The 19,058-nt window shown below is 64.9% G+C and carries 17 protein-coding genes and 1 pseudogene; 6 read left to right on the top strand and 12 right to left on the bottom strand.

Going from position 1 to position 19,058, the window contains the following annotated elements; translation table 11 throughout:
* Positions 1-26 precede the first annotated feature (26 nt).
* A complete protein-coding gene (locus FLL57_RS09495; protein ID WP_142882751.1) occupies positions 27-431 on the bottom strand; it encodes a DUF3597 domain-containing protein in 405 nt (134 codons plus the stop codon).
* Positions 432-794: 363 nt separating this feature from the next.
* Here FLL57_RS09495 and FLL57_RS09500 point away from each other — a divergent pair, with 363 nt between their 5' ends.
* From FLL57_RS09500 to trmFO, 3 genes are all read left to right on the top strand, one after another.
* Positions 795-1,691, top strand: coding sequence for a DUF2189 domain-containing protein (locus tag FLL57_RS09500; protein ID WP_142882752.1), 897 nt, complete (start codon positions 795-797; stop codon positions 1,689-1,691).
* 499 nt (positions 1,692-2,190) lie between these two features.
* Positions 2,191-2,343 carry a DUF1127 domain-containing protein gene (locus FLL57_RS09505; protein WP_012496279.1) on the top strand — a complete coding sequence of 51 codons (153 nt, stop codon included), beginning with the start codon at positions 2,191-2,193 and terminating at the stop codon, positions 2,341-2,343.
* A gap of 157 nt (positions 2,344-2,500) precedes the next feature.
* The gene (gene trmFO / locus FLL57_RS09510) at positions 2,501-3,937 is read left to right on the top strand and encodes a methylenetetrahydrofolate--tRNA-(uracil(54)-C(5))-methyltransferase (FADH(2)-oxidizing) TrmFO (protein WP_142882753.1); all 1,437 of its coding nucleotides are present in this window, start codon (positions 2,501-2,503) and stop codon (positions 3,935-3,937) included.
* Between the two features lie 131 nt (positions 3,938-4,068).
* Here trmFO and FLL57_RS09515 read toward each other — a convergent pair whose 3' ends face one another.
* The 5 genes from FLL57_RS09515 to yajC all read right to left on the bottom strand — a co-directional run bounded on the left by FLL57_RS09515 (position 4,069) and on the right by yajC (position 8,723).
* The gene (locus FLL57_RS09515; RefSeq protein WP_142882754.1) at positions 4,069-4,941 is read right to left on the bottom strand and encodes a phytoene/squalene synthase family protein; all 873 of its coding nucleotides are present in this window, start codon (positions 4,939-4,941) and stop codon (positions 4,069-4,071) included.
* The gene (locus FLL57_RS09520) at positions 4,938-5,321 is read right to left on the bottom strand and encodes an Mth938-like domain-containing protein (RefSeq protein ID WP_013502379.1); all 384 of its coding nucleotides are present in this window, start codon (positions 5,319-5,321) and stop codon (positions 4,938-4,940) included. Before FLL57_RS09520 ends, FLL57_RS09515 begins: the two co-directional genes overlap by 4 nt.
* 147 nt (positions 5,322-5,468) lie before the next feature.
* Entirely contained in the window at positions 5,469-6,614 is a 1,146-nt protein-coding gene (secF, locus tag FLL57_RS09525; RefSeq protein WP_142882755.1) for a protein translocase subunit SecF, read from the bottom strand.
* Positions 6,615-6,639: 25 nt separating this feature from the next.
* Positions 6,640-8,241, bottom strand: a complete 1,602-nt coding sequence (secD, locus tag FLL57_RS09530; RefSeq protein WP_013502377.1) for a protein translocase subunit SecD — start codon at positions 8,239-8,241, stop codon at positions 6,640-6,642.
* 44 nt (positions 8,242-8,285) lie between these two features.
* The gene (yajC, locus tag FLL57_RS09535) at positions 8,286-8,723 is read right to left on the bottom strand and encodes a preprotein translocase subunit YajC (protein ID WP_013502376.1); all 438 of its coding nucleotides are present in this window, start codon (positions 8,721-8,723) and stop codon (positions 8,286-8,288) included.
* Between the two features lie 190 nt (positions 8,724-8,913).
* On the opposite strand from yajC, the gene FLL57_RS09540 reads away from it, so the two are divergent.
* Both FLL57_RS09540 and FLL57_RS09545 read left to right on the top strand, forming a co-directional pair.
* A complete protein-coding gene (locus FLL57_RS09540) occupies positions 8,914-9,903 on the top strand; it encodes an ATP-binding protein (RefSeq protein WP_142882756.1) in 990 nt (329 codons plus the stop codon).
* A 184-nt stretch (positions 9,904-10,087) separates the two neighbouring features.
* Positions 10,088-11,768: pseudogene (locus tag FLL57_RS09545) on the top strand (outer membrane protein).
* A gap of 327 nt (positions 11,769-12,095) precedes the next feature.
* Here the strand turns inward: FLL57_RS09545 and FLL57_RS09550 are convergent.
* Together FLL57_RS09550 and FLL57_RS09555 are read right to left on the bottom strand one after the other, a co-directional pair.
* Positions 12,096-13,535 (bottom strand): peptidoglycan DD-metalloendopeptidase family protein, encoded by a 1,440-nt coding sequence (locus FLL57_RS09550; RefSeq protein ID WP_142882757.1) that lies wholly within the window; start codon positions 13,533-13,535, stop codon positions 12,096-12,098.
* Between the two features lie 120 nt (positions 13,536-13,655).
* Positions 13,656-14,309, bottom strand: coding sequence for a protein-L-isoaspartate(D-aspartate) O-methyltransferase (locus FLL57_RS09555; RefSeq protein WP_142882758.1), 654 nt, complete (start codon positions 14,307-14,309; stop codon positions 13,656-13,658).
* Positions 14,310-14,535: 226 nt separating this feature from the next.
* On the opposite strand from FLL57_RS09555, the gene FLL57_RS09560 reads away from it, so the two are divergent.
* On the top strand, positions 14,536-14,910 hold the full coding sequence (locus FLL57_RS09560; RefSeq protein ID WP_013502371.1) for a response regulator: 375 nt from the start codon (positions 14,536-14,538) through the stop codon (positions 14,908-14,910).
* Positions 14,911-14,968: 58 nt separating this feature from the next.
* Here FLL57_RS09560 and surE read toward each other — a convergent pair whose 3' ends face one another.
* The 4 genes from surE to serS all read right to left on the bottom strand — a co-directional run bounded on the left by surE (position 14,969) and on the right by serS (position 18,976).
* On the bottom strand, positions 14,969-15,736 hold the full coding sequence (surE, locus tag FLL57_RS09565) for a 5'/3'-nucleotidase SurE (RefSeq protein ID WP_013502370.1): 768 nt from the start codon (positions 15,734-15,736) through the stop codon (positions 14,969-14,971).
* Between the two features lie 286 nt (positions 15,737-16,022).
* A complete protein-coding gene (locus tag FLL57_RS09570; RefSeq protein ID WP_142882759.1) occupies positions 16,023-16,589 on the bottom strand; it encodes a hypothetical protein in 567 nt (188 codons plus the stop codon).
* Between the two features lie 249 nt (positions 16,590-16,838).
* Complete coding sequence (locus FLL57_RS09575; RefSeq protein WP_433962614.1) at positions 16,839-17,396, bottom strand: CAP domain-containing protein; 558 nt, start codon at positions 17,394-17,396, stop codon at positions 16,839-16,841.
* A 152-nt stretch (positions 17,397-17,548) separates the two neighbouring features.
* The gene (gene serS / locus FLL57_RS09580; RefSeq protein ID WP_142882761.1) at positions 17,549-18,976 is read right to left on the bottom strand and encodes a serine--tRNA ligase; all 1,428 of its coding nucleotides are present in this window, start codon (positions 18,974-18,976) and stop codon (positions 17,549-17,551) included.
* Between the last annotated feature and the right edge of the window lie 82 nt (positions 18,977-19,058).

The raw sequence follows: 19,058 nt of genomic DNA on the forward strand, positions 1-19,058 counted from the left end.
CGGACCATCCAGGATGACGTGTCAGATCAGTGCTTGATGTCGGCCGGCAGCTTGCCGCCATTGGCGACCAATTTGGCCATCACCTGCTTGTGTAGCCAGATGTTCATCGATGCCGAGTCGTTCATGTCGCCGCTGTAGCCGAGCTCCTTGGCGAGCTCCTTGCGGGCCGACAGGCTGGAATCGATATCGAGCGCCTTCATCAAATCGACGATCGAAGTGCGCCATTCCAGCTTTTCACCCTTGGCCTTCACCGCCTTGTCGAGGATCGGCGCGACATCGACCGACGGCGCGGCGGTGGGCTGTGGCGCGGTCGGCGCCGGTGCCGTACCCGCCGCAGCGGTGGTGGTTGGCGCCGACGCCTCGGCGCTGCCTGATGCCGCAGCGGCGCTGTCGCCGAAAATCGCGCTCATGATCTTGCCGAAAATGCTCATGCTGGCCTCCCCCTGTTTGCGATGCCGTGCATCGTGCACTCCAACAATTGCCGGCCCCGTTGGGTTCCACCGGCGGATCGTTGCGCGCGCGGAGCGGTGCCTCGCGAGATCAGTTCACCCGTCCACCCGAGTCGGCCTCGCACCGCAGCATCGAAAATCACCAAAGCTTGAGCAACGACCGCTACTAAGCGGCGTTAGGATACCTTCACAGGTCGCGGCAAGTTCGGGTCACAGGACCAGTTCGTTCGTTGCTCTCGCGTCTGGCTCCTTACTGATCGTTCGTGTCCGCACAACAAGCGCCCGGCCCGCCGTTTCGGCGCACGGCCGGTGATGATCAACGTCGAACACGGGAGGACGCTACGCATGGCCACGACCTATTCTTCCGATCGTGCCGCAATCGCTGCGGACGACGCTGTCCCCGCCGTCCATCGCATCGGCTTTGCCGATCTCGGCGCCGCGCTTCGGCAAGGCTGGGAGGATTTCAAAGCGGTGCCGAGCCACGCGGTGATGCTGGTGCTGATCTATCCGGTGCTGGGCCTGGTGCTGGCGCGGATGGTGCAAGGCTACGCAGTGCTGCCGTTGCTGTTTCCGCTCGCCGCCGGCTTTGCGCTGCTTGGCCCGTTCGCCGCGCTCGGGCTGTATGAGCTGAGCCGCCGCCGCGAACGCGGCGAGCCGGCGACCGCCTCGAACGCCGTGGCGGTGCTGCGGTCGCCGTCGCTCGCCGCGATGCTCGGGTTCGGCGCTATCCTGCTGGCGCTGTTTCTCGTGTGGCTCGCCGCCGCGCAGGCGATCTACGTCGCGCTGTTCGGCTACGCTCCGGCCGCTGCAATCCCGGACTTTGCACGCCGGGTGCTGACCACGCCGGAGGGCTGGAGCCTGATCCTGATCGGCTGCGGCGTCGGCTTCCTGTTCGCGCTGGCGGCACTGTGCCTGAGCGTGGTCGCATTCCCGATGATGCTGGACCGCAACGCCGGCATCGGCGACGCAATGGCGACGTCGCTGCGGGTGGTGGCGATCAATCCGTTGCCGATCGCCGCCTGGGGCGTGATCGTGGCAGTTCTGCTCCTCGTCGGCTCGGTGCCGGCATTCCTCGGTCTGGCGGTCGTGATTCCACTGCTCGGCCACGCCACATGGCATCTGTACCGCAAGGCGGTCGAACCCAATCCGAAGCCGCCGCTGCTGCCGCCGATTCGCTCGCCCCGGCGGTCGGCTGCCGATTTCCCGGCGAACCTGCTGCAATGGAAGCGCAACGGGACCTGAGCCGACTCGTCGGCAAGCTCCCCACCTCGGCCGCCGATCGTTCTCAGAGGTCGGCGGCCGTTTTGTGCATTGCGACAGATCAAATCGGCGATTCGCCCCTGAATGGATATTCACGTCCTCCGTATTTATGCGTATACTGCATGGGACGAGATCGAATTGTTCGAAGGTCTTAACCCGAACGAGGGACAGCTCCGGCACTAGAATGCAACTCTGGAACGCAAGCAGGCGCCGCCCAACGTAACACGTTACTGAAAATGCACTATAATTCAGCTCGTAGGGCTTCTAGGGAGGCTTGAACGGGCTCTCGACTGAAGGGCCAAACAGCCCCCCGAGCGAGCCGGCAGGGCCGAAAGGGTTAATCATTCCTTCCTGTCGGTATGCATTCACGGTCTAGCTGCGGTGCAACATTTTCGCTGCTGGTTTTCCGACTCGTCGCCTATATTCCTTTCGACGCTTCGGTTCTTCCGAAGAACTGAATCGTGGACAAGGAGACCATCCCATGCTGCTTTCGCTCATCCGCGCAATCCGCGCGTTCCGGGACTATCAGCGCAATGTCGCTGAGTTGTCTCAGCTCAGCGATCGCGAACTGGCCGACATCGGACTTGACCGTTCGGACATCCCGCGCGTCGCTTCGGGTCACTACAACGGCTGACCCAACCTGCTGTTTTCTGCCCTCTACGGCCAACGCCCGCCTTCTGGCGGGCGTTGTCGTTTCGAGACGGTGTTGCGCTGCTGTGGCGATGGACTGCGGCGTGTCGCAGCGACTGAATCGGATTTGATCCGCGGCTGAAACAGGCTAGCTGTAGCCGATGACCAGCAGCCCCCACTCTTCTTCGCCCGTCGTTCATGTCATCGGCGCCGGCCTCGCCGGCTCGGAAGCCGCCTGGCAGATCGCCCGCCTGGGCGTCCCGGTCGTGCTGCACGAGATGCGCCCCACCCGGACGACCGAGGCGCACAAGACAGACGGTCTTGCCGAGCTGGTGTGCTCGAATTCGTTCCGCTCCGACGATGCCGCCAACAACGCGGTCGGGCTGCTGCATGCCGAGATGCGCAAGCTCGGCTCGCTGATCATGCGGGCGGCCGATGCCAACCAGGTGCCAGCCGGCGGTGCATTGGCGGTCGATCGCGACGGCTTTTCGGCCGCAGTGAGCAAAGCGCTGGCCGAGCATCCGCTGGTCGAGATCCGGCGCGAGGAGATTGATGGTCTGCCGCCGCAGGATTGGGCCAACGTCATCGTTGCGACCGGCCCGCTCACCTCTGCTCCGCTCGCCGAGGCGATCCGCGGCCTGACTGACGAGAGTGCGCTGGCGTTCTTCGACGCCATCGCCCCGATCGTACACCGCGACTCGATCGACATGTCGGTGGCGTGGTTTCAATCGCGCTACGACAAAGTCGGCCCCGGCGGTACCGGCGCGGATTATCTCAACTGCCCGATGACCCGCGAACAGTACGACGCCTTCGTCGATGCACTGATCGCGGGCGATAAGGTCGACTTCAAGGATTGGGAAAAGGACACCCCGTATTTCGACGGCTGCCTGCCGATCGAAGTGATGGCCGAGCGCGGCCGCGAGACGTTGCGCCACGGCCCGATGAAGCCGGTCGGCCTGACCAATCTGCACAACCCGACGGTGAAGCCCTACGCCATCGTCCAGCTCCGGCAGGACAACAAGCTGGGCACGCTGTACAACATGGTCGGCTTCCAAACCAAGTTGAAGCACGGCGCGCAACAGCGCGTTTTCCGGACCATTCCCGGGCTGGAAAACGCTGAATTTGCAAGGCTCGGCGGCCTTCACCGCAACACGTTTCTCAACTCGCCGAAGCTGCTCGACGAAAGCCTTCGGCTGCGCGCATCGCCACGGCTGCGGTTCGCAGGGCAGATGACCGGCTGCGAGGGCTACGTTGAATCCGCCAGCGTCGGTCTGTTCGCAGGGCTGAGCGCCGCCGCCGATGCTCTCGGCCGATCGCTGGCCCCGCCGCCGCCGACCACGGCCCTCGGCTCCCTGCTCGGACACATCACCGGCGGCCACATCGAAACCATCGATGCCGGGCCGCGCTCGTTCCAGCCGATGAACATCAATTTCGGCCTGTTCCCGCCGCTCGCTAGTCCCCCGACCAAAGGCCCGGATGGCAAGCGGCTGCGTGGGCCGGAAAAGTCCGTCGCCAGGAAGCAGGCGCTCAGCGCCCGCGCCCTTGCCGACATGGACGGCTGGATCGCCGCAAATCTGAAGCTGCCGAAGGCGGCGTAGTCGTCCGTCGCTGTCTAAGGGCGCAGAAGCGTCGCCCCGTCATCGCGAACGAAGCGAAGCAACCCGGAAGCTGCGCACCTGCGCTCGTGGACTGCTTGGTCGGGCCGCTCCTCATGATGCGGAGAGGTCAGTTACATACGAAACGCTTTGCTCCGGCTTGCCCGCCACAGCGTCCACAGCGTGGCCAGCCGCGATCGCTCGAACGGCGTGAACGGATCGCGCTCGGGAGACGCCAGAAGGTCGAGATCACGGCGGGCAAGCGCCAGCGGCAGGAAGGCCGGGCGCAGCGCGGTCGGCAGATCGGCCAGCTCGAGCAGTGCCTGATCGAGATGCTTGCGCGCCTCGGCGATCACTTCTGCGAGCGCGGCGCGCAGCGCCGGGGTCGATTGGCCGCCGAAGACTTGCTCCAGGTCGCAGCCGTGTCGCAGCAGCACGTCGTTCGGCAGATAGAGTTGGCGGCGGGCGGAATCGTAAGGCAGCCGCGCCACGATCCGCCCGATCCCGATCGCGATGCCGGCGTGGCGCGCGACGTGCTCGATCGCATCCGGAGCCTGCTCGGCGCCCTGCCCGAGCACCCGGGCGCCGAGCGCCAGCAGCGCGCCTTCGGTCTCGGCCAGATGCGGTTCGAGTACGGCCCAGTCCGGCATCGGGTCGTTGTAGAGATCGAAGATGTGAGCTTCGATCAGCCGCGTCAGCGGTTCGGCGGGCAGTGCGTGATCGGCGATGGTGCGCGTCAGTTCGACCGCGACCGGGTTGCCTTCGGCGCCGCCATGCGCAGCGTCGGACAGCAGATCGGTCCACCACTGCAACCGGATTTCGCCGGGGAGCGGCTGGCTGACCTGGCCGCGGACGCGGACGATCTCGGCATTGAACGCGGCGAGCGCCAGCAGCGGCCGGCGTTTCTCGGTCGCGACGAACAGCGTGGCCGCATAACGGTCGAAGTCGGCCTCGCGCACCAGCCCGGCGCAGAACGCTGCGGTGCCGGTGTCGGCGGGCTCGCTCATGGCACCGCGATCAGCGCGGCCGCGACGCGCCGGCGCTCGCCGATCATGATGTTGTAGGTGCGGATCGCCGGGCCGGTCTGCATGGTGTCGAGCACGACGTTGACGTTGCGCAGCGCCTCCCGCAACTGCCGCGGCGCGATCCAGACGTCGGCGCCGGTGCCGACGATCAGCGTGTCGATCGCATTGGCGTTGTCGAACACCCGCTGCAGGCTGTAGCGGTCGATCTGCTCCGGCCTGGTGACGTCCCAGCCCCACACCGCGTCGGGCAGGAACAGCAGCGATCCCTGGTGCGACATGTCGGCGAAATAGAACCCGCCCTTGCCATAGGCGTCGACCGCAGCACTGCGGGGAAAGTGCGGAATCTCGGCGCGTTGTCCCACGGGCTAGCGTCCTGGGTCGAGCGGTTGCGTCATGCGGCGGCACCTTGGTTCGCGGCACACCGGAGCGGACCGTGCCAGCGCGTCAATCCGGTGGCACGGTCACGGTTCAAATTCCGGCTTCGGCAGTCAGCCTTGCCGGCTCGGCGCCTATCGCTTCTTCGGCTTACCCGATTTCGCCGGCTTCGCCGTCGCAACCGGCGCTGCGGCCTTGGCATCGGTATCGACGAACCGCGCAGGGATCTCGTCGGCCGCGGGCGCCGCAGCCGCCACCGGGGCAGGCTCCGGCTTCGCCGGCTTTTCGTCCGGATCGTCGAGCCGATGGCTGCCGACGCCGAGATAGATCAGGATCGGCGCCGCGATGAAGATCGACGTGTAGGTACCGACCAACACAACGCCGAACATCATCACCGCGGTAAAGGAGTGGATCGCGTTGCCCCCGAACACCAGAAGCGCCAGAAGCGCCAGAGTCACCGTCACATGGGTGATGATCGATCGCGACAGCGTCGAGTTGATCGACTCGTTGAGGAGTTGCGGCATCGGCATCTTCTTGTAGCGCCGCAGCATCTCGCGGATACGATCGTAGATCACCACGGTGTCGTTCAGCGAGTAGCCGAGAATCGTCAACAGTGCCGCGATCGAGGTCAGGTCGAAGTCGACCTGACTGATCGACATGAAGCCGATCGTCAGCACGATGTCGTGGACGTTGGCGATCATCGCGCCGAGCGCGAACTGCCATTCAAATCGGAACCAGAGATAGATCAGGATGCCGAGGATGGCGAGGATCAGCCCGAGCATACCGAAGGCGAGCAGTTCGCTCGAAACCCGTGGTCCAACCACTTCGACGCGACGATACTCGACGGATTCTCCGAGCGCCGCGCGCACCTTCTGCACGGCGTCCTGCTGCGCCTGGTCACCGCCCGGCTGCTCCGCCAACCGGATCAGTACCTCCGAGGGGCCGCCGAACTGCTGCAACTGAACGTCGCCGAGCCCCAGCTTGCCGAGCGTCGCGCGCATCCCGGCGATATCGGCGGTCCCCGACTTGTCGCGAACTTCGAGCAGCGTTCCACCCTTGAAGTCGATACCGAAGTTCAGCCCGTGGGTGAAGAACAGCGTGATCGCCAGGATCGACAGCACCGCCGAGATCGGAAAACTGATGCGGCGGAATTGGGTGAAGTCGAAATGCGTCTCGTCGGGCACGATCCGCAGCGACGGCAACCAGTTCATGATGCTGACGAACGTCAGCACCACGACGACTCCGCCCAGCCCGATCAAAATCCACTGTGTCGATGTCACTTGCAGCTCTCTCGGATAAGGTGCGTCAGATCGGCACGACTTGCGGCCGCTTCCACCGCACCCAGGCGGCGACGATCAGCCGCGTCACGGTGAAGGCGGTGAACACGGTGGTGATGATCCCGATGCCGAGCGTCACCGCGAAACCGCGCACCGGTCCGGTGCCGATATAGAACAGCACCGCGGCGGCGATGAAGGTGGTGATGTTGCTGTCGAGAATCGTCGATAGCGCGCGCTTGAAGCCTGCGTCGATCGCAGAAATCGCATTGCGGCCGGAGCGCAGCTCCTCGCGGATACGTTCGTAGATCAGCACGTTGCTGTCGACTGCGATGCCGACGGTAAGCACGATGCCGGCGATACCGGGCAGCGTCAGCGTAGCGTTGAGCATCGACAGGATGCCGAAGATCATCGCGACGTTGACGGCGACCGCGATGTTGGCGAACACGCCGAACAGCCGGTAGGTCAGCAGCATGAACACGATCACCAAGATCGAGCCGACATAGGCGGCGCGCTCACCCTTTTCGATCGAATCCTGGCCGAGACCAGGGCCGACGGTGCGCTCTTCGATAATGGTCAGAGGCGCCGGCAGCGCGCCGGCCCGGAGCAGGATCGCGAGATCGTTGGCGCCCTGCACGGTGAAGCTGCCGGAAATCTGGCCGGAGCCGCCGGTGATCGGTTCGCGGATAACCGGGGCCGAGATCACCTCGTTGTCGAGTACGATGGCGAATGGCAGCCCGACGTTCTCGGTGGTCGCACGCGCGAATTTGCGGGCGCCGTTGGTGTTGAAGCGAAACGAGACGATCGGCTCGCCGCTGCGCTGATCGAAGCCGGGCTGCGCGTCGGTCAGATCGGCGCCCGAAACCAGCACCTGCTTCTTGATCACATAGGGCTGCTTCGGCGACGACGCGCTCATCAGCAACTCAGAGTCGGACGGAACGTTGCCCGCCATTGCCTGATCGCCGGACACCGAAGCGTCGACCATGCGGAAGTCGAGCTTGGCGGTCTTGCCGAGCAGTTCCTTCAAGCGGGTCGGATCCTGAAGGCCCGGCACCTGAACCAGGATTCTGTCGGCGCCCTGGCGCTGGATCAGCGGCTCGACCGTACCGAGTTCGTTGACGCGGCGTTCGACGATCTGAATCGACTGGTCGACCGACTGCCGGACGCGGTCGGAGATCGCCGCCTGCGGCACCGTTAGCCGGATCAGTCCTCCGCCGGCGTCGGAGACTTCCAGGTTGCGCTGGCCGTTGGATCCGAGCAGGCCCCCGAGCGGCTGCGACAGCTCACGCAGTTTCGTGAGCGCCGTCGGGACATCGGTATCCTTGGTGATCCGGACCTCGACGGAGTCTCCCTTGGTGGACAGCCCGGTATAGGCAATCCGTGCTTCGCGCAGCACCCGGCGGGCGTCGTCGCGCACAGATTCGAGCTTGTCTTTCTTGACCGAATTCGCGTCGACCTCGAGCAGGATGTGCGAACCACCCTGCAAATCGAGGCCAAGCACGAGGTGGCGCTGCGCCCATTTCGGCCAGTTCTTGACGGTGCTCTCGGGGAAGAAATTGGGAACGGCGCAAAGGCATACGATCAGCGCCGTCAGGATGATCGCCAGCGCCTTCCACCGTGAGATATACAGCATCGAGTTGTCCCGTCAGAAACCGAAACAGCCACTGCGTCGGAGCATCAGCTCGACGCGGTGTCGTCCTTGGTCGGCTCGGTCTTGTCTCCGTCGGTCTTGGCCGGAGCGTCCTTGTCCTTCTTGCCCTTGGCCTTGCCGTTGGCTTCGGGAGCATCCTTGACCGGCTCGCCTTTGCTGCGGACGCCGGTGATCATCTGGCGCATCTGGCGCGCGCGGATGCCGTCGGCGACTTCGAACTCGACGGTATCGTCGTCGATCACTTTGGTGACCTTGCCGACCAGGCCGCCGGAGGTGATGATGGTGTCGCCGCGGCGAATGTTCTTCACCATCTCGGCGTGCTCTTTGACCTTCCTCTGCTGCGGCCGCAGGATCAGGAAGTACATGATGACGAAGATCAGCGCGAACGGCAGCAGCGACATCAGCATGCTGTTGGCGTCGCCACCGGCAGCAGCGGCCTGGGCGTAGGCGGGCGTAACGAACATTCGGATTTCCCCGTGAAAACGAGCGAGCCGACCCGGCGCGGAAAGCGACGGCCGGGGGCGCAAATTCGCGCGGACTATAACCGCCGCGGTCCCAATTGCAACGCCGCCACCCCGCTCTGAGCGCTCCCGTTTCCGTGGGTTGCCGGAGGTGCCATGGCCCGATATGGCTGCCGCGTCAGGAAGTTCAAGAATGGCCAAAGCAACGAAAACCCGCCGCTCCAAAGCCGCCCCGAAATCAGCCGCCCGCAAGCAAGCCCGCCCGCCCGCGGCCAAGCGCGCCCCTTCGGGCGCTCCCCCCGGCACGCCCCTTGAGGGCGCCCTGCTGGAGCGGATCGCCCGTGCGCTGGAGGGCATTTCCGCCCACCTGGCGGGCACTTCCGCGGTCCCGGCCGATGCCGCGCTGAGTTCGGCCGAGGCGTTCGTCTGGCAACCGGAGGGGCGGCTGGCGCCGGTTCCCAGGGTCAGCCGGGTCGAGCTGTCGCTGCTGCAGGGCGTCGACCGGATGCGCGACACGCTGATCGAAAACACCGAACGGTTTGCAACCGGCCTGCCCGCCAACAACGCGCTGCTGTGGGGGGCGCGGGGCATGGGCAAATCGTCGCTGGTCAAAGCCGCTCACGCGCATGTCAACGCGCGGCCCGACGTCGCCGGCCGGCTGAAGCTGATCGAGATTCACCGCGAGGACATCGAAAGCCTGCCGGCGCTGATGGCGCTGCTGCGCGCCTCGGACTATCGCTTCATCGTGTTCTGCGACGATCTGTCGTTCGACGGCAACGACGCCACCTACAAATCGCTCAAGGCGGTGCTCGAAGGCGGTATCGAAGGCCGGCCCGACAACGTCATCCTGTACGCAACCTCGAATCGCCGGCATCTGCTGGCGCGCGACATGATGGAGAACGAGCGATCGACCGCGATCAATCCCGGCGAAGCGGTGGAGGAGAAGGTGTCGCTGTCCGATCGATTCGGTCTGTGGCTCGGCTTCCACAAATGCAGCCAGGATGAATTCCTGGCGATGGTGCGCGGCTACTGCGCGCACTACGACATCGCGATCGACGACGACCAGCTCGAACGCGAAGCACTGGAATGGTCGACCACCCGGGGGTCGCGCTCCGGCCGCGTCGCCTGGCAGTTCGTGCAAGACCTCGCCGGCCGGCTCGCGGTGCGACTCGGAACCGGGTAACCGGACTGCGGTTTCCGTCGCCGCCAAGGAAAGTCGGGGCGACTCGGAGGTTTCCGAGTTCGCAACCGGCGGTGCCTGCCCCTACAGTGCCGACAGCGATTCGTGGACAGGCACAGTCACGCGGACGGCCTGTGTCCGCGAGGGCGTCGATGGCGACTTTGGGGCGAAGTCCGTGCGCAACTCGATCAGCAACTCGATCATCTGTGTGTCCGCCGTGCTGGCCGCATCATGCGGCGCGCACGCTGCGGATCTGCCGCGGCCCCCGGCCGCCAAGGCCGTCGCCGTCTGGAACTGGACCGGCTTCTATCTCGGCGCTCATTTGGGCGCCGGCTTCGGCACCGCCAAGGTCGACAATCCTTTTGGGGCGTCGATCTACGGCGACACCGTGCGGACGCCGAAAGCGCTGGCGGGATTGCAGGCCGGCTACACCTGGCAAGCCCCCGGCTCGGCCTGGGTGCTCGGCGTTCGACGCCGATGGCACCGACACCTGTCTGGCCTATTCCGGCCAGTTCGTTTCGGCGAACTGTCGGATTCGCGAACACGTTCTGGGCACCCTGACCGGGCGGCTCGGCCACGCCTTCGGCGCGCAGGGCCGTTCGCTGCTGTACGTCAAAGGCGGCGGCGCGTTCCTGATCGGCAATCTGACCATGACGACCAACGCATCGGACTATCTGGCTCAGCCCGGCGCCGAGCTGAACGCAACGCGCTGGGGCTGGACCGTCGGCGCCGGCATCGAGCACGCGCTGACGCCGCGCTGGTCGGTACGGGCCGAATACGACTACGCGAATTTCGGCCGCCGCGGGATGGACACACCCGGCGGCGGATTTCTGCAGACGCCGTTCAACCCCAACACCCTGATCGACACGCCCGGCGCGCCGACGCAGGTGCGTCAGGACATGCATCTGATCAAGCTCGGGCTGAACTATCAGTTCGGCCGTGGCGACGGCGCATTCGATCAGGCGTCGCTGCTGCCGGTGAAGGCAGCCGCCGTCAATCCCTGGTCGTCCTGGCAGTTCGATGTCGGCGCGCGTTACTGGTACAGCCACGGCCGCTATCAGAACGATCTGACGCTCAACACCGTCAACGCCCTCCAGGAGCATCTGGTGTCGCGCCTCACCTACGCGAGCGAAGGACACTCCGGCGAAGTGTTTTGGCGGATCGACAGCCCGCAGAAGCTGTTCCTGAAGGGCTTCGCCGGCGGTGGCGCGCTGGTGGCGGGGAAGATGAACGACGAAGATTGGTTCCCCACCGACCAGCAAAACGCCACGGCGTATTCGAACACGGACCACGGCAAGGTCACAGGCACCATCGCCTATGCGACGCTGGACGCCGGTATCGATCTGTTCGGCAACGCGTCCGGCAAGCTCGGCGTGTTCGCCGGCTACAATTTCTATCGCGACCGCAAGGACGCGTTCGATTGCCGCCAGATCGCGCTGCAGGATCCCGGGGCATTCTGCGGATCGGCGCAAGGCATCTCGATCAGCCAATACGAAGACTGGCACTCGCTGCGGATCGGCGCCAACGGCACCATGACCGTCGCACCGAACACCAGGCTGCAGGTCGACGCCGCCTACCTGCCCTACACTCATATTTCGGCGCTCGACATCCATCACAACAGAACCGACGTCGCCGACAAGAACTCACCGGCCTGGGGCACCGGACGCGGTGTTCAGTTGGAGGCGATCCTGAGTTACGACGTGACGCCGACGCTCAACATCGGTGTCGGCGGCCGCTATTGGGCGATGTGGGCGACCGATGTCGAGACCGCAGGCTTCGGCAGCCCGGTGCCGACCCAGTTGCTGCCGATCCGCGTCGAGCGCTACGGCAGCTTCGTGCAGGCGTCGTACAAGTTCGGCGTCCACTGACCGCAACCAGAGTAGTTCAGTTTCTGATCGAAACAGAGTTGCGCTTCGCAGACTTCGCAACCGGCACGACCTCACCGGTGAGGAGGCGCAACGCGCCGTCTCGACCTCTGCGCCGCAGGCGATGCGGTTCCTCATCCTGCGAGACGCCCTGGTTTGTCGGACCGTCAGATGAGGGCTTCATGCGCTCGGAAAGGGGCAAGTCCGCTGCGATCAATGAGGCGTTGTTAGCTCGACCGTATCGCCATCGCCGACCGCCGGCGGAACTGAAAATGCCCGGCTTTTCGGGCCGGGCATTTCGTCTTCCAGGTATCGCTCAACCAGCGTTGCTCAGGCGCCGTTGAGGAACTTGAGCGGATCGACCGGGGTCGATCCCTTGCGGATCTCGAAGTGCAGTTGCGGGGACGACACGTCGCCGCTCTGGCCGGATTTGGCGATCACTTGGCCGCGCTTGATGGACTCGCCGCGCTTGACCATCAGTTCGCTGGCATGGGCGTAGGCCGAGACGTAGCCGTTGGAATGCCGGATCAGCACCAGATTGCCGTAGCCCTTCAGCTCGCTGCCGGCGTAGGCGACGACGCCGTCTTCGGCAGCCTTCACCGGGGTGCCTTCCGGCACCGACAGGTTGATGCCGTCGTTCGACTTGCCGTTGGTCTTGGCGCCGTAGGCGGCGATGACGCGGCCGCGGGCCGGCCAGCGGAAGCTCGGCAGCGCGCCGGTCGCCTCGGCGGCCTTCACCGGGGAGGCATCGGCCGGGGCCGCGGATTCCGGTGTCTCGGTCGGAGCCACCATCCGGGCCTTCTGGGCGGGCTCGGCCGGCGTCGGAGCGACACTGGCCATCCGCACCGGCGCAGCGGCAGGAGCCGCAGCCGGGGCTGGCGCCTGCGGCTGGGCCGGCGCAGCCGCCGCGACCTGCGCGGTCGGCACGTTGATCTTCATGCCCGGCTTCAGCTTGGTCGTGGTGGTGAGATTGTTGTACCGCGCCAGCTCGCCGAGCGATAGGTTGTTGCGCCGCGCGATGTTGATCAGCGTGTCGCCGTTATTGACGTAGTGGACCCGGGACGCTGTCGGGGCCGGCGCCGCGGTGGCGACCGGACGCGGCGCCGGCGGAACGGCGGCCGGTGCGGCAACCGGCGCAGCCGCCTGGGCGGTCGTGGCGCGGCTCGGAATCACCAATTGCTGGCCAGGCTGCAATCGCCGCGGCCCCTTGTAGCCGTTGGCGCGCAGGATTTCGGCGGTCGAGACGCGATAGCGCTGCGCCAGGATCTCGAGGGTATCGCTGGTGCCGACGATGATCGTGGTGCCTGCAGCCGGGGCCGGTGCGGGAGCAGCCTGCATCGGCCGCGCCGCAGCGACCGAGCGCGGCGCCTGCACCGTCCCGGTCGACTCGATCGGGGCGCGCGGCGGCGGCTCGTAGGACGCGACACCGCGACCGCCGCCGGAGACGCCGGCACCCTGCCCCGCGACCGGATAGGACGGCGGCGCCGAGATCGGCGGCAGAGCCTGCGACTGGTACTGCGGCGATTGATATTGCGGCTGGTACGGCTGCTGATATTGCGGCTGCTGATACTGAGGCCGCGCATATTGCGGCAGCTCCTGCCGCTGCGGCTGACGTGCCACCGACCCGGTGGATTCGACCGGCCCGAACGGGGCCTGCTGGAAGCGTGTCTGCATGTCGGCGCTGCACGCACTGAAACCGACCGACATCAACGCCAGCACCGCAACTTGCGGGGTGCGGCGCGAGCAAAGCAACGCGGCAACGCGGGACATGGTTACTCACTCATACGCAATACGACAGGTAAATTGAGTAAACACCGCGCCAGTAAACAACCGTTTAACCTTGCGCGGAAACCGCTTGTTGACGCTGAGAAATCGAAAAGCCGAGTGCGCTCAGAGCTCGCGCGCGGTGCCGCGCAGCGCGGGTACGAAGCGGACCTCGCCGAGTGCCTTGTGCTCGTCGCCGTCCCGGGAGCGGCGCACCCGCAGCAGCGTCTGCCGCCCGTTCGCTGGCCCGACCGGGGCGATTAGAATGCCGCCCGGATCGAGCAGATCGAGCAAACGCTGCGGCAGCTCTGGCACCGCGGCGGTGACCAGGATACGATCGAAGGTGCCGGCGGTCTCCGGCAGGTCGAACCCGTCGCCGAATACCACTTCGACATTGTGACAGCCGAGCTCGGCGAGTCGCTTGCGGGCGCGGTCGGCCAGCGTCTTGAAGCGTTCATAGCTCAGCACGTCCCCCGCCAGCCGCGACAGCACCGCGGCGTGATAGCCGGAACCGGCGCCGATCTCGAGTACGCGGTCGCGCGGACGCAACTGAAGCTGCTCGGTCATGTAGGCGACCACGAACGGCTGACTGATGGTCTGGCCGCAGGCGATCGGCAGCGCGGTGTCGCGCCAAGCGCCGTCGCGATAGCCGGGATCGACGAACTGGTCGCGCGGCACCGCCTCCATGGTACGCAGCACCGCCTGATCGCTGATGCCGCGCCGCCGCAGGCTGAGCTGGAACATCATCTTTTCGGGCGGCGGCGCCGCGGGGCTCGGCATCTCGGGTCTCGCGATCGGTCGGTGCGCCGCCCACTCGGGTTCCGGATGGCGCGATTCTCGGCAGAGTGTTGGCGTGCGGAACGAAACCTGGCAAGTGCGGAGCGCCACGCAACGACGTAGGTCGCGCTTGCATTTGCCATCCCGCCGCTTATTTGCGACGGTGTTCGGAGAAGCGCCTTTGCTGCAGATCGGCGCCCGCGACAGCACATTTCGAGGACATCATCCGATGACGACACCTGGCCCGACCGGCGGCTCCGTTTTTCTGGTCGAGGACGAAGCGATGATCCGCATGATGGTGGCCGACATGCTCGAAGAGCTGGGCTTCTCGGTCGCCGCCGAGACCGGTGAGATCAACGAAGCGCTGCAACTCGCCGAAGCCACCGACTTCGACATCGCGATCCTCGACGTCAACGTCAACGGCAAGGTGATCTCGCCGGTCGCCGACCTGCTCAAGGCGCGCAACCGGCCGTTCATCTTCGCCACCGGCTACGGCACCCAGGGCGTGCCGGAAAACTATCGCGATCGCCCCGCGCTGCAGAAGCCGTTCCAGATCGAATCGCTGAAGCAGGCGCTCGACGCCACGCTGCGCGGCGCCGCGTAGTTCCGTCGGATCATCTGCGGTCGCTGCGCCCAACCCATGCTACGCGCTCGTTTCGAGCTTATCCCAGCGTCTTGGTCAGCGCCGCCGAAAATGCCTCGTCGGTGCGGTCGAGGCGCAGCGGCGTCACCGAGACGAAGTTGGCGGCGAGCGCGGCCAGATCAGTGCCTTCGGCCGGCATGTCGGCGACTTTGATCTTCTCGAAGCCGATCCAGTAATACGGGTTGCCGCGGCCGTCGTGACGTTCGTCGATCCGCAGGAAGCCGGGATTGCGCTTGCCCTGCCGCGTCACCACCACGCCCTTGACCTCGTCCGGCGTGCAGGCCGGGAAGTTGATGTTGACCACGGTGTTCTTCGGCACGCCCGCCGCCATCACCTTGCGGATGATGTCTGGCGCGTGCGTCCTTGCAGTCTCCCACAGCGGCGCGTTGCGGGTCTCGATGGTGAATTCCTGCGACAGCGCGAACGACGGCAGCCCCAGAATGGTGCCTTCGAGCGCACCGGCGATGGTGCCCGAATAGACCACGTCCTCGGCGACGTTGCGGCCGCGGTTGACACCGGACAGCACCAGATCCGGCGCCTTGTCCTTGAGGATGAAGCGCGAGCCCATGATCACGCAGTCGGTCGGCGTGCCGCGCACCGCGAAGTGCCGCGGGCCGACTTCGCGCAGGCGCAACGGATCGTTCAGCGACAACGAATGCGACACCCCGGACTGGTCGAGCTCGGGCGCCACCACCCAGACGTCGTCGGAAAGCGCGCGGGCGATCTGTTCGACCGTCTTGAGGCCGGGCGCGTGAATGCCGTCGTCGTTGGTGCACAGAATCCGCATGTCGTTTGGTCGCCTTTTCAGGTCGTTCATGATCGCTTTGGTCTTATCCGGCAACCACCCACGAGGCAAATCTCGGGCTGCGAAATCTTACAACCCGTAGCAGACGAATTAGCGCTGCCCGCGCTGAAACCGCGCGATTCGAACATGCCCGACTTGGCTTATTTCTTTTTCTTGGGAGGTGGTCGTACACCCGGGTGCTTCGCAACCGCTTTCTTTACGGCCGCCTTGCCCTTCTTTTTGGAAGAGCCCTTTTTGACTCTCGTGATCGAAACTGACTTTTTCACTGTTAGTTCTCTTTGGCTCGACGACGCCATAGAGAGGAACGCTCAGATTCAAGTACATACTCGTGCCCATTAAAGGCGATGAGATGCTTGAACAATCGATGGATAAAAGGAACATAGATGCGATGTTCCGCCTTTAGCACTGGATCGCTCATCGTTGCATCAAGCGCTGCATTGTAGGCTAAGGCGTCTAGTGCCCGCATCGGCATGGGTTCATCGCTTGCAATGGTGTATAGCTTCGCGTTCCATTTCTTTAAATCCGAAGCGTCATCCACCTCCATTTCTGCGATCATTTCGTAGTACTTCTTCTGTAAGATTTCATGTGTTCTAGCCCGGTAACCGAAATCAAACGCCAATTGTGCCGTCGCCGCTACAAGCACACCAATTTCAAGCCAAAGATCTCTAACTTCGATAAGGCTGGCGGCTTTGCCGGCAACACCCGCACCGAGAATAATGACGAGAAAATTCAGTAAACGATTCAGTCCGTCGTAATACTGCCGCCGCGCGACGTGATATATTGCATTTCGAAGCGCATCAAATTTTGCCGCAGTAATAAATTGTGCATGATCCATCAACACATCATTCCTTTTTGGGCGGCGGGGACGCTGGAGGCGGAGACGGGGCTGGCCGGACAGGAACGTGAGTACCGGGGTTACCGTTAGACGGTCGAGGCGCCGGAGCAATCCCGACATGGCGAGTGTCGTATTCCTGCTGCATTGTTTTTTCTCCGAATCATGACGTGTTTCTAGACTGCCACCAGAATCAGACGGCGCAAGATGTTCTTGGTTTAGTCCACCGATTCGTACTCATCCTCTCAGATGTCAGATGCACAGGCCGAGCATCCGCACCGTGCAATCCCGCGCGGCGGAAGGTTTCGGCAGCAGCTTGCCCCAGGTGGCCGCCGGCTCGGCGGCCGCCTTGGAGCTGGAGGCCGATTTCGCCGCGGGCTTGCTCGCGGATTTGGCCGGCGGCTTCGCTTTCGGCTTCGGCTTCTCGTCGCCGCCGGCGATCACCATCGCCCAATAGGTCCGCCCGCTCGCGCTCGACCTGACGCTGGCGACGCCGACCTTCGAAGCGCCCTTCAGCAACAGGTTGCGACGGTGACCCGGCGAGTTGATCCACTGCTTCAGCGTGTTCGGAAAATCCGGATAGCCGTAAGCGATGTTCTCGGCGGCGCGCGACGTCTTCGCCGGCGCCACGCGCGAGGTGAACGAGCCGCCGGCCTCGTGGCTGAGGAGGTCCTTCGACGCCATCGCGGTGGCCTGCCGCTGCGCGATCGCATTCAGCGTCGCGTCCATCACCACCCTGCCCTCGCCGTTCCGGGCGCGGAAATCGGAGATCATTTCGGCAGGCCCGGCGGCGAGAGCTGGTGTACTCATCGCCGCGAGTATCACCGTCATTGCAAGGAGCGCAGCGACGAAGCAATCCAGCGCCGAGCGCGGCGCTTCTGGATTGCTTCGCCGGAGCCTGTCATCGGGCGGTGCGGAGCACCGACCCGTTGGGCTCGCAATGACGGAGACGGTCATCAGCCTTACGCCTTCGCGATCGCCTTCAGCCCGCCCATGTAGGGCTGCAGCACCTCGGGGACGGCGATCGAGCCGTCTTCCTGCTGATAGTTCTCGATCACCGCGATCAGCGCACGGCCGACCGCGGTGCCGGAGCCGTTCAGCGTGTGGACGAAGCGCGGCTTGCCGTCCGGACCGCGCGAGCGCGCGTCCATGCGGCGGGCCTGGAAATCGCCGCACACCGAGCACGACGAGATTTCGCGGTAAGCCCCGCCCTCGCCCTGCCCCGGCATCCAGACCTCGATGTCGTAGGTCTTCTGCGACGCGAAGCCCATGTCGCCGGTGCACAGCGTCATCACGCGGTAGTGCAGCCCGAGCCGCCGCAGCACTTCCTCGGCGCAGGCCAGCATCCGCTCGTGTTCATCCCTGGACTGCTCGGGCGTGGTGATCGACACCAGCTCGACCTTGGTGAACTGATGCTGCCGGATCATCCCGCGCGTATCGCGGCCAGCGGCACCCGCCTCGGCGCGGAAGCACGGCGTCAGCGCGGTGAGCCGCATCGGCAGCTCTTTCTCGTCGAGGATGGACTCGCGCACCAGATTGGTCAGTGAGACTTCAGCGGTGGGGATGAGCCAGAGGGCCGTACGCTCCCGTTCAATTCGCGCCAGATGCTCTTGAGTGAGCTTCGCGAGCCGTTCGCCATCAAACTCAGCTCCAGATCGCACGACATCATCGAATAGCGCATGATCCTCCGCCAACTTCAGCTCAGCCTCTGTCAACGTGCGATGTGCCTTGAACTGATCGTCCTCAAACTTCGGCAACTGCGCGGTACCGAACATCGCATCGTCCTTCACCAGCAGCGGCGGGTTGACTTCGGTGTAGCCATGGTCGCCGGTGTGGACGTCGAGGAAGAACTGGCCGATCGCGCGCTCAAGCCGGGCAAGCCCCTTCTTCAGCACCGTGAAGCGTGCACCGGAGAGTTTGGCCGCGGCTTCGAAATCCATCATGCCGAGCGCTTCGCCGAGATCGTAATGCGGCTTCGGCGTGAAGGTGTAGCTTGGCTTCTCGCCGAAGCGATGATGTTCGACATTGCCGTGCTCGTCGGCGCCTTCCGGCACCTCAGGCAGCGGCAGGTTCGGGATCTCCGACAGCGCTTTCTTCAGCGCCTCGTCGGCCTCCTTCACGGCGGCGTCGAGCGCCGGCATCGTGGTCTTCAATTCCGCGACTTCGGCCATCAGCGCCTCGGCGCGGGCGTTGTCCTTGGCCTTCTTGGCGTCGCCGATCTCCTTCGACGCCGCATTGCGCCGCGCCTGCGCCTGCTCGGCGGCCTGCACCGCGGCGCGGCGGGCTTCGTCGAGCTTGATCAGGCTGCCTGCGATCGGCGCCAGACCGCGCCTCATGAACGCTGCGTCGAAGGCCTGCGGATTGTCGCGGATCGCTTTGATGTCGTGCATGGAATCGCCTCGTCAGGCCGGGCCCGTCCCGGCCGTCCGCGTGTTGCGGAGCACCGTCTGTAAAAGACGGCAATGCCCGGCA

Source organism: Rhodopseudomonas palustris (genome assembly GCF_007005445.1).
In the GTDB taxonomy this organism is placed as follows: domain Bacteria; phylum Pseudomonadota; class Alphaproteobacteria; order Rhizobiales; family Xanthobacteraceae; genus Rhodopseudomonas; species Rhodopseudomonas palustris_G.